General features: G+C 38.7%; 11 protein-coding genes. 7 read left to right on the top strand and 4 right to left on the bottom strand.

Features of this window, described 5'->3' with window-relative positions:
- Positions 1–34: 34 nt before the first annotated feature.
- The 4 genes from kdpA to HGD76_RS06775 all read left to right on the top strand — a co-directional run bounded on the left by kdpA (position 35) and on the right by HGD76_RS06775 (position 5,947).
- The gene (gene kdpA / locus HGD76_RS06790; RefSeq protein WP_168695316.1) at positions 35–1,720 is read left to right on the top strand and encodes a potassium-transporting ATPase subunit KdpA; all 1,686 of its coding nucleotides are present in this window, start codon (positions 35–37) and stop codon (positions 1,718–1,720) included.
- Positions 1,721–1,818: 98 nt separating this feature from the next.
- Positions 1,819–3,918, top strand: coding sequence for a potassium-transporting ATPase subunit KdpB (gene kdpB, locus HGD76_RS06785; RefSeq protein WP_168695315.1), 2,100 nt, complete (start codon positions 1,819–1,821; stop codon positions 3,916–3,918).
- A gap of 157 nt (positions 3,919–4,075) precedes the next feature.
- A complete protein-coding gene (gene kdpC, locus HGD76_RS06780; RefSeq protein WP_015079232.1) occupies positions 4,076–4,675 on the top strand; it encodes a K(+)-transporting ATPase subunit C in 600 nt (199 codons plus the stop codon).
- A gap of 120 nt (positions 4,676–4,795) precedes the next feature.
- Positions 4,796–5,947 (top strand): anhydro-N-acetylmuramic acid kinase, encoded by a 1,152-nt coding sequence (locus HGD76_RS06775; RefSeq protein ID WP_168695314.1) that lies wholly within the window; start codon positions 4,796–4,798, stop codon positions 5,945–5,947.
- A gap of 217 nt (positions 5,948–6,164) precedes the next feature.
- Here HGD76_RS06775 and HGD76_RS06770 read toward each other — a convergent pair whose 3' ends face one another.
- From HGD76_RS06770 to HGD76_RS06755, 4 genes are all read right to left on the bottom strand, one after another.
- A complete protein-coding gene (locus HGD76_RS06770) occupies positions 6,165–6,362 on the bottom strand; it encodes an NblA/ycf18 family protein (protein WP_015079229.1) in 198 nt (65 codons plus the stop codon).
- Between the two features lie 785 nt (positions 6,363–7,147).
- Complete coding sequence (locus tag HGD76_RS06765) at positions 7,148–7,876, bottom strand: Stp1/IreP family PP2C-type Ser/Thr phosphatase (protein ID WP_168695313.1); 729 nt, start codon at positions 7,874–7,876, stop codon at positions 7,148–7,150.
- Positions 7,877–7,897: 21 nt separating this feature from the next.
- Complete coding sequence (locus HGD76_RS06760; protein WP_168697388.1) at positions 7,898–9,583, bottom strand: ABC1 kinase family protein; 1,686 nt, start codon at positions 9,581–9,583, stop codon at positions 7,898–7,900.
- 191 nt (positions 9,584–9,774) lie between these two features.
- A complete protein-coding gene (locus HGD76_RS06755) occupies positions 9,775–10,098 on the bottom strand; it encodes a DUF6825 family protein (protein ID WP_168695312.1) in 324 nt (107 codons plus the stop codon).
- A gap of 234 nt (positions 10,099–10,332) precedes the next feature.
- On the opposite strand from HGD76_RS06755, the gene HGD76_RS06750 reads away from it, so the two are divergent.
- The 3 genes from HGD76_RS06750 to HGD76_RS06740 all read left to right on the top strand — a co-directional run bounded on the left by HGD76_RS06750 (position 10,333) and on the right by HGD76_RS06740 (position 14,942).
- Positions 10,333–13,353 carry a type ISP restriction/modification enzyme gene (locus HGD76_RS06750; protein ID WP_168695311.1) on the top strand — a complete coding sequence of 1,007 codons (3,021 nt, stop codon included), beginning with the start codon at positions 10,333–10,335 and terminating at the stop codon, positions 13,351–13,353.
- Positions 13,354–13,462: 109 nt separating this feature from the next.
- Entirely contained in the window at positions 13,463–14,122 is a 660-nt protein-coding gene (locus HGD76_RS06745) for a Uma2 family endonuclease (RefSeq protein ID WP_168695310.1), read from the top strand.
- Between the two features lie 217 nt (positions 14,123–14,339).
- Positions 14,340–14,942 (top strand): hypothetical protein, encoded by a 603-nt coding sequence (locus HGD76_RS06740; RefSeq protein ID WP_168695309.1) that lies wholly within the window; start codon positions 14,340–14,342, stop codon positions 14,940–14,942.
- Positions 14,943–15,016 lie beyond the last annotated feature (74 nt).

Below are 15,016 nucleotides of genomic sequence, written 5' to 3'. Positions count from 1 at the left end.
GGCTATAACTTGAGTTGAATAGAGTGCAAACTACATGAGTCAAGGTTTTTTACAAATTGCTTTAACGCTGTGTATTGTCGTATTCATTACGCCCATACTAGGAAAATACATAGCCCGCGTTTTCTTGGGAGAAAGGACAATCCTTGATCCTGTTATGAAGCCAATAGAGGCAATAATTTATATTTTAGGGGGTGTGGGTAAAAAAAATGATATGACGGGTTGGCAGTATATCCGCGCCTTACTATGTAGCAATTTAGTAATGGGTGTGATAGTTTATGCCCTTCTCTATTATCAGAAATTTCTGCCCTGGAATCCCAATGAACTGGGACGAATGAGATGGGATTTATTACTACATACCACAATTTCCTTCCTGACCAATACAGACCAACAACATTACGCCACAGAAAATACCTTTAGTTATTTTAGCCAAACATCGGCTTTAGGTTTTTTGATGTTTACCTCAGCGGCTAGTGGTTTAGTAGTGGGAATTGCCTTTATCCGAGGATTAACAGGGAGAAAACTGGGGAATTTTTATGTAGATTTTACCCAGGCTATCACTAGGATATTATTACCTTTATCTATTGTGGGGGCGATCGCTCTAATTATCTGCGGTGTACCCCAAACCTTAGCCAAAACCCTAGTAGTAGAAACCTTAGAAGGCAGAATTCAGTATATAGCTAGAGGTCCAGTAGCATCCTGGGAGATTATAAAGATGTTAGGGGAAAATGGTGGTGGATTTTTTGCAGCTAACTCCGCGCACCCGTTTGAAAATCCCAATGGCGCTTCCAACTTAATCGAAATCATCGCCATGTTGGCCATTCCCACATCCTTAATTTACACCTACGGAATATTTGCCAACAACCTCAAACAAGCCTGGCTACTATATTGGATGGTGTTTATCATCTTTGTAGTTCTCATTGGCGTTACAGCCACAGGAGAATTAGAAGGAAATCCTCTGATTAATAATGCTTTGAGATTAGAATTACCCAATCTAGAAGGCAAAGAAGTCCGATTTGACTGGGCGCAAACCGCATTATGGGCAATTACAACTACCGCCACCATGTGCGGTGCTGTCAACGGAATGCACGATTCCCTCATGCCTAATGGCACATTTTCCAGCTTATTCAACCTATTTTTACAAATAATTTGGGGAGGACAGGGAATAGGAACGGCTTATCTCTTCATTTACCTGATTCTCACCGTCTTTATCACTGGGTTAATGGTAGGGCGCACCCCGGAAATTTTTGGCCGCAAAATTGAAAAACGAGAAATTGTCCTGGCTAGTGTAGTGTTGTTAATTCACCCGATGATGGTTTTAATTCCCAGTGCTGTAGCTTTAGCTTATCCTATATCTTTGTCAGGAATTAGTAACCCAGGTTTTCATGGTATTTCCCAAGTAGTTTATGAATACGCCTCAGCCGCAGCTAATAATGGTTCTGGCTTGGAAGGATTAAATGACGGGACGTTATGGTGGAATTTAAGTACAACTGTCAGTATTTTTGCAGGACGTTATCTACCAATTATTGCCCTGCTCCTTTTAGCTGATAGTATGTCTGAAAAACAAGTAGTCTGTGAAAGCCGGGGAACTTTGAAAACTGATTCTTTGCTATTCACTGGGATTACCGCAGGTGTCACCCTAATTTTAGGAATCCTGACATTTTTCCCAGTTTTAGCTTTAGGACCAATCGCCGAAGGTTTTAAACTCGCTGCTGGTAGTTAGCAGTAGGAAAGGAGGAGAGGAATTTTCTTCTTCTTCTTTCTTTATCCTGACTCGGTGACTCGTGACTCGGTGACTCCTGCTATATCAATTATCAATATATGAACTCAAACGGAAATAACTCTAATTCTAAAACACCCCGTCCTCGTTATCGCCGTAAGAAACTTAGGAAAACGCGAGTAACTAACAAAGGACTGTATTTTCGGGCAATAGGCGATGCTTTTAGGAAACTGTATCCCCAATATGCCATTAAAAATCCGGTAATGTTTTTGGTATGGATAGGAACAATTATTACTCTCTTCCTAACCATTTATCCCGAATTATTTGGACCAACAAATCAAAAAAATCCCTATCTGTTTAATGGGCTGTTAACAGGAATTTTATTTTTCACAGTTCTATTTAGCAACTTTGCTGAAGCCGTAGCGGAGGGACGAGGTAAAGCCCAAGCTGACACTTTACGTTCCACCCAGTCAGCCACCAGCGCCAAAACTATCAGCGTTAACGGCACAATTACAGAAGTTCCCTCTGGCAGTTTGAAACAGGGCGATACTATATACGTCGTTTCCGGTGATATTATTCCCGCAGACGGTGAAGTAATCATGGGTGTCGCGTCTGTGGATGAATCAGCGATTACAGGCGAATCTGCCCCAGTTCTCAAAGAATTTGGTTCAGATGTTGCTAGTTCAGTTACAGGTGGTACACGCATCCTTTCCGATGAGTTGATTATTCGCGTCACGGCTGAACCAGGTAAAGGCTTTATTGACCGGATGATTGCCTTAGTGGAAGGAGCAGAACGCACTAAAACACCCAATGAAATTGCTTTAACAGTATTATTAGCGGTTCTGAGTTTAGTATTTTTATTCGTAGTAGCAACCCTGCCCGCCTTTGCCTACTATGTGAATAGTCCTGTTAGTGTGCCGGTTCTCATTGCTCTCTTGGTAGCACTTATACCCACAACTATCGGCGGTTTGCTGAGTACCATCGGCATTGCCGGCATGGATAGAGTGGCACAGTTTAACGTCATTGCCACTTCTGGCAGGGCAATAGAAGCCTGTGGAGACATCAATACTCTCGTTCTTGACAAAACCGGGACAATCACCCTTGGCAATCGTTTAGCAGAAGAGTTTATCCCTATCAATGGCTATTCAATGGCGGAAATTGCGAATGTGGCTTTGGCAGCTAGTATCTTTGACGATACTCCCGAAGGTAAATCTATTGTCCGACTGGCAGAAAAGTTAGGTGCAAATTTTGATTTAGACCGCAAACAAGCCCAGGGGATAGAATTTTCGGCAAAAACCCGCATGAGTGGCACTAATTTACCTGGTGGTAGGGAAGTGCGGAAGGGCGCAGTAGGAGCAATTAAAGGCTTTGTCCTCTCTCGTCATGGACAGGATACCCCGGAATTAGATGTTGCTTATGAACAAGTTTCTCATCAAGGCGGTACACCTTTAGCCGTATGTCTCGATAATGAAATTTACGGTGTTATCTATCTCAAGGATATTGTGAAACCTGGTATCCGCGAACGATTTGACCAACTCCGACGCATGGGAGTCAGGACAATCATGCTCACGGGAGATAACCGAATTACTGCTTCTGTGATTGCTAAGGAAGCTGGAGTAGATGAATTTATTGCTGAAGCGACACCAGAAGATAAAATCAGTGTGATTCAACGGGAACAGGCTGAGGGTAAAATTGTAGCGATGACGGGGGATGGAACTAATGATGCTCCAGCTTTGGCACAGGCTAATGTAGGTGTGGCAATGAATACGGGAACGCAAGCAGCTAAGGAAGCGGCTAATATGGTGGATTTAGATTCTGATCCCACCAAATTAATTGATATTGTGAGTATTGGTAAGCAATTGTTAATTACTCGTGGGGCATTGACAACGTTTTCTATTGCTAATGATATTGCTAAATATTTTGCGATTATTCCGGTACTTTTCACTGCTGCTAATTTAGAAAGCTTGAATATTATGAAGTTGAGTAGCGTTAATTCGGCTATTCTTTCGGCATTGATTTACAATGCTTTAATTATTCCGGCTTTGATTCCTCTAGCATTAAAAGGTATTCAGTTTCGACCTTTGACTGCTAATCAACTTCTGCAACGGAATATTTTAATTTATGGCTTAGGTGGGGTAATTGCTCCATTTATTGCGATTAAATTCATAGATATGATGATTACGTTTGTGGGTTTAGCGTAAACAATTAAATCAATAGGTAATTTTGGTAATTCTTGCCTTTTGCCTTTTGCCTTGCTATAACGACAATTTTTAACGCCAACCTACTTAAATGTTGTTTTACATAAAGGGAACGGTAGAGCCATAATTCACAAATTAAAATAAACTTCAAGATTAAATTATGTCTATTATTCGAGAAATTATCAAAGCAGTGAGAATAACTTTAGTAATGTGGTTATTAACCGCAATTATATATCCTCTTTTTGTGTTGTTAGTAGGTCAGTCAATTTTCCCAGTTTCAGCTAATGGTAGCATGATGTTAAATGTCAGAGATCAACCTATTGGTTCAAGTTTGATTAGTCAAGGATTTACATCAGACCGTTATTTTCATGGTCGTCCGAGTGCTGTTAAATATAGCCAAGGTAGAAAAGCTCAACCGACTGGTATCTCTGGAGGCAGTAATCTTGCTCCGACTAATCCAGCACTCAAGGAACGCATTCTCAAGCAAGCAGAAGAATTTCAGAATGAGAATAAACAACCTGTGGCCGATTTGATTTATACATCAGGTTCTGGTTTAGATCCCCATATTTCTTTGAAAGCAGCACGACAACAGATAGAAAGGGTAGCACAAGCGCGGGGGATTAGGGAGGATGACATCATTCCGTTAATTAGTAAGTATATTGATGGGAGATTTTTAGGCGTTTTTGGGGAACCAGGGGTAAATATTTTACGCTTAAATTATGCTCTGGATTTGCAAGATATGAATCGTCAGCAAAATTAGTTAGTTATACTTTATAAGGTCATAACTTGCGTTTTTAGATCCATATGCCCCTTTTTGTTTTGACATGGGTAATGGGATCAATTACACTACGATCGCAAATCCATAAGAGTATTTGAGTCAATGCAAGGGACTCGCGTAATTGGTTTAATGAGTGGTACGTCTGTAGATGGGATAGATACCGCTTTAGTCGAAATTTCTGGCAGAGAGTTGGATCTGAAGGTGAAATTACTCGCAGGGGAAACATATCCCTACCCCCCGCAACTCAGAGAACATATTTTAGAGCTTGGGGCTGGTACTGCTGTATCCATAGCCGAATTAGCAGCAATAGATGATGCCATCGCTCGGAATTTTGCTGAAGCTGCTCAACATATTCAAATTGGTCATCAAGGAGCTACCTTGATTGGTTCTCATGGTCAAACTGTTTATCATCGTCCACCCCAGGGATTAGGAGAACTAGGTTATAGTTGCCAACTAGGTCGGGGGGCGTTGATAGCCCATCTCACTGGTATTACTACTATCAGTAATTTCCGAACGGCAGATATAGCTGCTTATGGTCATGGTGCGCCCCTTGTTCCGAAAATAGATGCCTATTTACTCAGTCATCCCCAGGAAGAACGTTGTATCCAAAATATTGGTGGTATTGGTAATGTCACTTATCTCCCCGCCCGTAATGATGATTGGTTGTCGCAAATTCGCGGTTGGGATACAGGCCCAGGTAATAGCCTATTGGATTTAGCTGTGCAACATTTTACAAATGGGGCTAAAAGCTATGATGAAAATGGTGATTGGGCAGCTAGTGGTACACCCTGTTACCCCTTAGTAGAACAATGGCTCAGTCACGAATATTTCCATTTACCACCGCCTAAATCTACTGGACGGGAGTTGTTTGGTGTCACTTACTTGTATGATTGTTTAGAGAATGCCCAAGCCTACCAACTCAATTCCGCAGACTTTTTAGCAACCATTACAGAATTGACAGCAGCTTCTATTGTTTATAGTTATGACACTTTTCTCCCCAGAAGACCACATCGGGTATTATTATGTGGTGGTGGTAGTCGCAATATTTACTTAAAAAATCGGCTAGAGTTACTGTTAGGGAATGTTCCAGTTTCAACTACAGATGAGTTTGGCTTAAGTGCGGCTTTTAAAGAAGCGATCGCCTTTGCCATTTTAGCATACTGGCGGAACATCGGTATTCCTGGTAATTTACCCGCCGTTACAGGAGCATCTCAAGAGATGCTTTTAGGGGAAATTCACGGTAAATATAGCTAATTAACCCTAAATTTGCCACACTTCCTCTTAAAATAAGTAGGTTAGCATTGAAAATCGTCGTTATGGCACTAGGCAAGAGGCAAGAGGCAAGAGGCAAGAGGCAAGAGGCAAGAGGCAAGAGTGGGGAAGTTAGAAGGAAGTTAGAAGAAAACCAACATCCCCAGCTTTTTTCCTATTTAGAAATGAGTCCCAAAAGCAGAGTTAATAGTAAATAACTCTATGCCATATTCGCACCTGAGTCTAGACCCCAGCTATGTTTAAGCATTTCTTGATAAGTTGCTTCACGCACAACCATCTGCTCATAAAGCTTGACTAAAAAATCTTGAGCTTGTTCGTGGCTCATGTGTTGGACTTGTGTGGCAAAGGAGCGAATGCTAAATTGCTGTTCCAAAGATAGTTCAGTTCCTTGATTCATAATCAACTCCAAAACAAACAACGTGTAAAATCGAAATTGATCACAGAATTGAAAACTTGGAAGTTAGCGGTTAAAAGTAAAATCGGCTTTTGCTGATTACTTAAATTCTTTACTTCCTTTGATTGCAATCTGCTTAATTACGTAAAATTCCTAATAAGCAATTCCTGGGCTAGATTTTGCCTGACATTTATTTCTCTATATTAAGAAAGATAACAAGTGTTTGACAATTTGCCCATCTTTTTGAATTTATTTTTTCTGAGGTATGAATTGGTAATGAATCTACTGGTATAGGAATCAACTCCACTGCAAGCGGGGTTGTCCAAATTGGCATAGTTTAATTTTGGTGAAGATTCTTTAAGTAGCACGAGAGGAAGACCAGTTTGATACTTAGTTTTTATCTAGATTCTCTGATTGATTAACCCTTTATTTGCTGTTTATTTAAGACACATTACAAGGTAGGATATGTCAATTGTGGAAATTATAGAAATTTAAGCTCCTGTGGTAATTTCTGGAGATTAAAAATATTTTTATCAAATTGTTAATATAAAAAATGCTCAATTTGAACAAATCGTTAAGTATATTTACTTTTTTAGTTAGGCAAGAGGCAAGAAAGGTTTCCCTCGTTCTCAGTCTTTGACTGAGAATGCATTATAGAGGCTCTGCCTCTACTATTATTGAAGGCAGAGCCTTCTAGGACTCATTCCCATACAGAGTATGGGAACGAGGAACGAACGAGGAACGAGGAATACAGAGTATGGGAACGAGGAAACGAGGAACGAGAATAATCAGGCTTCTACGGATACAAGGACGACGGTAATATTATCGTGTCCACCTTGTTCTTTGGCGGCTTCAACTAGGTCATGAGCAGCTTGTTCTAAAGAAGGTGTGTCCCTGATGTATCCAAGGATTTGTGGATTTATAAGTTCTTCTGTAAGTCCATCACTACAGAGCAGTAAGCGATCGCCATTTTCCAGAGTTAGTTGCTGAATATCAATGTGGTTGAGGTCTTCCCTACCTAAACAACTGGATAAAACATGACGATAGGGATGAACCCTAGCTTCATCAAGAGTAATATCACCGATTTTCATGGCTTTGGCAATCCATGTATGGTCTTCTGTAATTTGTTCTAATTGTGATTCTCGCAGACGGTAGAGACGGGAATCACCAACATGACCGCATACAGGTAATTCATCTGGACGGATAACTACTACTACGGCTGTAGTTCCCATATCAGCACGTTCAGGATGATTGTGCTGATCTTGAACTATGGCTTTATTTGCAGTGGATAAAGCTTGTTCTAGGAGTTTTGAGGAAGATTCGGGGGATTGCCAATTTTGCTCTAGATATGCACAAATTTCGGCAGTAGCGATGCGACTAGCCTCTTCTCCTCCTGCATGACCACCCATACCGTCAGCAACTATAAAGAATCGCCCTGTGGGATCAATATAGTACGAATCTTGATTATAAGCACGAATAAGCCCCGGATCTGTACAACCGGTAGATTCAAGTTTCATAGATTTTTCGTGAACAATTAATTAATACATCCGATCATAACGGTCGAGGCGTAAAAGCAACCGAATCAGCATGAATGAAACTGATGCGGCAATTAAACCAATAAAGCTTGCTAACCAGACATAATGGCTAACTAGGAGAATTGTACCAGCAATTGTAAAACCACTGATAATAAGAGCATAACTTATTGCCAGTTGTATATTACTCTGTCGCCGGATCAGGCGTTCAGTTTCGACGGAGCGAACTCGCAGACGGATATCACCACGTTCTATTTTATCTAGGGTATCTTCTAATCTTCGTGGTAATCCTAAAGCAGTGCTACTGACTTGGACTGCTTGACGACTTAATTCATTCAAGAAACTATTCCCCTCAGAACTACTGTTATCTGTCATAAGCTGCATTGCATAAGGCTGGGCAACTTCCATAAAGTTAAATTCTGGATCTAGACCTTTACCAACGCCTTCGAGGGTAGAAAAGGCACGCATGACGAAGGTAAAAGTGGCTGGAAATCTAAATGGTTGATCATAAGCGAGTTCATACAAGTCTTCACTGATGGCTGCCACTGATTGATTTTCAAAGGGCTTATCCATGAAGTGATCCAGCATAAACTGGACTGAACGACGGACTGGTCCCATGTCATCAACTGGGGCAAGCGCTCCTAAATCAACTAGAGATTTTACCACCCGATCGCCGTCTTTTTGGGCGATACCAAATAACGTTTCCATTAATCCTTCGCGGACATTGGATTTAATTGTTCCCATCATCCCGAAGTCGTAGAAAATCAAAGCCCCGTCGGGACTAACTGCCAGATTACCGGGGTGGGGGTCAGCGTGGAAGAAACCATTGTTGAGAAGTTGATGAAGATAGGCTTGTGCGCCATAGCGAGCGATCGCTTTTCTATCTACACCCGCAGCATCTAAAGCATCATACTGACTAACTTTAATCCCTGGCACATACTCCAAAGTAATTACTCTAGAAGTAGCATAACGCCAATAAACCCTCGGTACTTTCACCCAATCATAAGGGCGGAAATTCCGGCGAAAAGTATCGGCATTGCGTCCTTCATTCAGATAATCAATTTCTTCCCAGAGAATGCGACAACATTCTTCATATATACCCATCCAATCTCTGCCGCGTCCCCATTTAGGATGATCTTGAAAATAGCGGGCAATACCTTTAAGAATGCCTAAATCAATTTCAAACAGCTTTTTGAGTCCAGGCCGTTGGACTTTGACAACTACGGACTCACCAGTATACAAGGTGGCCTTGTGGACTTGACCCAAACTAGCAGCAGCGAGGGGAACAGGTTCAAAATCTTGGAAAAGTGTGGGAACAGTCTTACCTAATTCCTGCTCAATAATTCCTTCTACCTGTTCATAACTAAATGCTGGGACTCTATCTTGTAACTTAGATAACTCCTCCACATATTCAGCAGAGAAAATATCCGCACGAGTTGAAAACAATTGTCCAATCTTAATAAAAGTCGGACCCAAATCTAAAAACGTGGTTCTAATCCAGATTGCTTGGGCTTTGCGTCTAGCTGCTTGCTTAGATTCTGTTACACCACCGGAGTAACTCCAATCTTTGTTATAGCGCCAAATTTTGAACATCAAGGTCAAGACAAAAGACCAAATATCCACAAAGCGGCGTTTGCTAGAGTATTCTTCCCGATTCCAACGGTATGCTTTGTCTGAGTAACCTTGTTCCATATTTTTCTTATACCGTCGGGTTGTTGCGGAGGCAGGGAGTAAGGGAGGTAGGGGAGGTAGGGGAGGTAGAGGAAGTAGGGGAGGTAGGGGAGGTAGGGGAGGTAGGGGAGAATATTTTTTCACATTACCAATTACCAATTACCAATTACCTATTACCTATTACCTATTACCCATTACCCATCACCTATTACCTATTTTGCAGCATTACGATGCTTCTGCAATTCACTTCTTAATAGAGCGATTTCTGCCCTTAATTCGTCAATTTCGGTCTGTAAGTCTACTGAATCTCCCCCAGATGAACTATTACCTGTGGTTGTACCAGTTGCAGACGATTCCGCTGCTCGATTAGCTCGTGCCATCACTTCTTCTGTAAACTGGCGTAGTTGCTCTTTAGTTTCAGCATCAAATTTGCCTAGTTCACTCAAAGCATCAGTCAAGGCGACTTCTACACGCTCATTAATCACTTCAGCTACTGCTCTGCCTACGAAAAAGGCTTGCACAAGGGGATTACTCATAAATTTTTGTAAAGTTGCTCCGCAAAAAGAATTATAACCTGTATATAGCCCGTAATGCTTCTATCTGAAAGTTTTTTGAGGGGAATACAGTCACTGTGAAAACATGGCATTAACTGTCTTTACATTAGCGATCGCACAACTAAATCTACGTAGACAATGTAATAATATAGTAATATAAGTTGGGTGAAGTGATCGCACAACCCAACAAAACTTTTAATAATCGATTTTTTAATTATGTCTAGACTCCTGGTGACACAATATCAAGCCGAAGTCGAAAAAATCATTCAATATGGTGGTTCTCGCAAAGAAACTTCTATTCGTGTGGCTTTTCAAAATCTGCTAAATGAATATTGCAAACCGAGAGATTTTTTACTGATTCCTGAATTAGATTATAGATTACCAAATGGTAAACTTGTTTATCCCGATGGCACAATTAAAGATGCTTTGCGGTTAGATTGGGGTTATTGGGAAAGCAAAGATCAATATGATAAATTAGATGAAGAAATAGAAAAGAAATTAAATAAAGGTTATCCCGATAGTAATATTTTATTTGAAGATTCCCAAACTGCGGTTTTAATTCAATCTAGCACAGAAACCATGCGTGTATCTATGCGCGATGCTGACGCAGTAGATGGAATTATTACCAGTTTTATTAATTATGTGCGTCCTGAAGTTAAGGATTTTCGGGAAGCGATAGAAATTTTTAAGCAAGATTTACCCACTGTACTAAATTCTCTCAGAGATTTGATAGATTGCCAAGGGGAAAATAACAGATCTTTTCAAACTGCGCGGGATAAGTTTTGGGGAATTTGCAAAGAATCAATTAACCCAGAAATCAGTTTATTTGATATTCGGGAAATGATGATTCAGCATATTTTGACAGAAGATATTTTTATCAATATTTTTAATGAATCGCAATTTCACAGAGAAAATAATATTGCGGGAGAATTACAAAGGGTAATTTCTACCTTTTTCACGGGAAGCGTTAAGAAAAACACTTTGGGAACGATTGAAAGATATTATGCAGTGATTAGACGCACTGCGGCTAATATTTATAATCATCAAGAAAAACAGAAGTTTCTCAAAGCCTTATATGAGAATTTCTACAAAGCATATAATCCTAAAGCTGCGGATAGATTAGGTATTGTTTATACTCCCAATGAAATTGTTAGGTTTATGATAGAAAGTACAGATTTTTTAGTACATAAACATTTTGGGAAGTTGTTAGCAGATAAAGATGTCGAAATTTTAGATCCTGCGACGGGAACGGGGACTTTTATTACTGAGTTGATTGATTATTTACCAAAGCAGAGTTTAGAACACAAATATAAACATGAAATTCATTGTAATGAGGTGGCAATTTTGCCTTATTATATTGCAAATTTGAATATTGAATACACCTATAAACAGAAAATGGGTGTGTATGAGGAGTTTGAAAATATTTGTTTTGTGGATACTTTGGATAATACATCTTTTGCGGGTAAGCAATTAGATTTGTTTGCTATGAGTGTGGAGAATACTGCAAGAATCAAAAGACAGAATGATAGAACTATTTCGGTGATTATTGGTAATCCTCCTTATAATGCAAAACAGGAAAACTTTAATGATAACAATGCTAATCGTTATTATACAGCTATAGATAAGTTAATTAAGGAAAGTTATATTAAATATAGTAAAGCTCAAAATAATATTGTTGTTTATGATATGTATACTCGGTTTATTAGATGGGCTTCTGATAGACTAGGTAAAAATGGGATTATTGCGTTTATCACTAATTCATCTTTTATTGACGGAAGAACATTTGATGGTTTTAGAAAAGCTGTAAGTGATGATTTTAGTTATATTTACATTATAGATTTACATGGTGATGTCAGGAAAAATCCTAAACTTTCAGGAACAACACATAATGTTTTTGGGATTCAAACTGGTGTAGCTATTATGTTTTTGGTAAAGAAAGAAAATAGTGATTTTAATAATTGCCAAATATTTTATATTCGTCGTCCTGACTTTGATACAGCAAATGAGAAATTAAAGTTTTTGTCTCAAACTAAATTTAATCAAATTCCTTTTGAACATATTAGACCAGATAAAAACTATAATTGGATAAATCAATCTGATAATGATTTTGAAAATCTTTTACCTTTGGTTGATAAAGATGTCAAAGCAGGTAAAGGAGAAGAAGCTGTATTTAAGTTATTTTCTAGAGGTGTAGCAACACAAAGAGATGAATGGGTTTATGATTTATCTGAAACTGTGTTAGAAGAAAAAGTAAAATTTTTAATTGAAGTTTATCAGAAGACGTTAAAAGATTCAAATTACCCGGAAAAGGATACAATTAAATGGGATAGAGAATTAAATAAATATTTAGATAGAAGAATCAATAAAACTTTTCAACCTGAACAAATTATAAAAAGTTCATACCGTCCTTTCTATAATCAGTATTTTTACTTTGATAAGCATTTTAATGGAATGACTTATCAATGGTTTGATATTTTAAATGAAAACGATACAGAAAACAAATATATAGCTTTTTCAGCGTCAGGAAATACAAAACCCTTTCATTGTTTAGGTAGTAACACAATTATTGATTTACATTTAACCGGTGATTCTCAATGTCTCCCCCTCTACCGTTACGACAAAGAAGGAAAACGTATTGATAACATAACTGACTGGGGACTAAAACAAATTCAAACCCATTATCAAGATCCAACAATTACCAAAATAGACATCTTTCATTATACCTACGCAGTCTTACATAACCCAGCTTATCGCAGCAAATACGAACTCAACCTCAAACGCGAATTTCCCCGTTTACCATATTATGAAAACTTCCAAAAATGGGTTAATTGGGGTAAACAACTCATGGAATTACATATTAATTATGAAACAGTCACACCTTATCACCTAACCCGTCTTGATATTCCCTTAAAAGATCATACTTCGACTTCGCTCAGTAATCAAAAAACACCCAAAGCAAAACTAAAAGCCGATAAAACCAAAAACAGTATTATCCTAGATGATGTCACCACATTAGAAAATATTCCGAAAATAGCTTGGGAATATATGCTGGGTAATCGTTGTGCGTTAGAATGGATATTAGATCAATATAAAGAAAAGAAACCAAAAGATCCAACAATTGCGGAAAAATTCAATACCTATCGTTTCGCAGATTACAAAGAACAGGTAATAGATTTATTAATGAGAGTCTGTACCGTGAGTGTAGAAACAATGAATATAATTAGAGAAATGGAATAATCATGTATTCTGGTAGGTTGGGTTTCAGTCAGATCCCCGACTTCTTTAAGAAGTCGGGGATCTTGTAATTCGATGCTATAATCAACAAATAACGACTTGGTGTCATATTATGATGATTACTCAAGAATTAGAATGTAGAGAAAACATCTCTCAAGATGTGATTTTTCCCCCCAGTGATTTATATAGTGATGAACCTCCCGTGGAAACAGAACTACATTTAAGACAAATAATTCTCCTTTTCAAATGTCTAGAATGGTTGTGGAAAGATAGATATGATTTCTATGCTGCGGGAAATCTCACCATTTATTATAGTCCTAATCAGAAAAAATCAGAATATTTCCGAGGTCCTGATTTCTTTGTTGTGCTAGGAACAGAACGCAAAACTCGGAAAAGTTGGGTAGTTTGGAATGAAGACGGTAAATATCCCAATGTAATTTTAGAAATTCTCTCACCAACTACAGCGAATACAGATAGAGAATACAAAAAAGAACTTTATCAAAATACTTTCCGCACACCGGATTATTTTTGGTTTGATCCTTATACACTAGAATTTGCAGGTTTTCATTTATTAGATGGAAAATATCAACCTCTAGAAGCAAATGAAAAAGGACATTTATGGAGTGAACAATTAGATTTATATTTGGGAATTCATGAGGGATTATTGCGGTATTTCACACCAGAAGGAAAGCTAGTTTTTAGCCCTGAAGAAACCGCAGAACGTTTAGCAGCAAAATTGCGGGAGTTAAATATAGATCCTGATACAATTTAATCTACAATCAAATGTAGGTTGGGTTAAGCGATAGCGAAGCGCTCCGCAGGAATCGCGCAACCCAACAAAAGTTTTAATAATATGTTTTAATAATATGATGTTGGGTTTCGTTCCGATTGCTCCGCGTTCACGCAGTGTCCCGCAGGGATACGTTTACGTTCCACAACCCAACCTACGGAACTAAACTCTGTTTTTGTAGCAAAAATTAATTATAACTATGCCCTACAGTGATTTTACACTAAAAAAAGTCCGTCAGGATTTAGCGATCGCCATCCATGAAGGAGGACGGTTTTTTCCAGATGTACCTCCTGTAAAACCTGATGATTTGCTACGTCAAGAACTAGAAGAAGGTTTACCATTGGTACTTGCAAGGGGTAGTGAAAAAGCCCGTTCTGAATGGATTATTAGCCCTGTATTAACAGCAGTTCGACGATTATTAGATCGTCAAATTAGCCTTTTTTCTGGAGAAGATTTTACCGTTGATTCTAGTATTGGACTCAATGGTATTTGTGACTTTCTGATTAGTAAATCACTAAGCCAATTAGAAATTCAAGCTCCAGTAGTTATAATTATAGAAGCAAAAAAAGAAAATCTTAATGGTGGTTTAGGTCAGTGTATTGCAGAAATGGTAGCTGCCCAAAAATTTAATGCTGCTAATAATGTCAACATTCCCATAATTTTCGGTTCTGTCACTAGTGGAACTACTTGGAAATTTTTAAAACTGGAGGGTAATTCAGTCACTATTGATATTACTGAATATCCATTGCCACCAGTTGAGCCAATTTTAGCATTTCTAACGTGGATGTTATCAGTAAATTAATATTGTTTTTAAATTCTGTAAATCCTGATATAGCTACGCTATCAGACAATAATATGATGTTGGGTAAGAGGATG

The sequence above is a fragment of the Dolichospermum flos-aquae CCAP 1403/13F genome (assembly GCF_012516395.1).
In the GTDB taxonomy this organism is placed as follows: domain Bacteria; phylum Cyanobacteriota; class Cyanobacteriia; order Cyanobacteriales; family Nostocaceae; genus Dolichospermum; species Dolichospermum lemmermannii.
The sequence above is the reverse complement of the archived record's forward strand: the minus strand, read 5'-3'. Positions and strand labels throughout refer to the sequence as shown.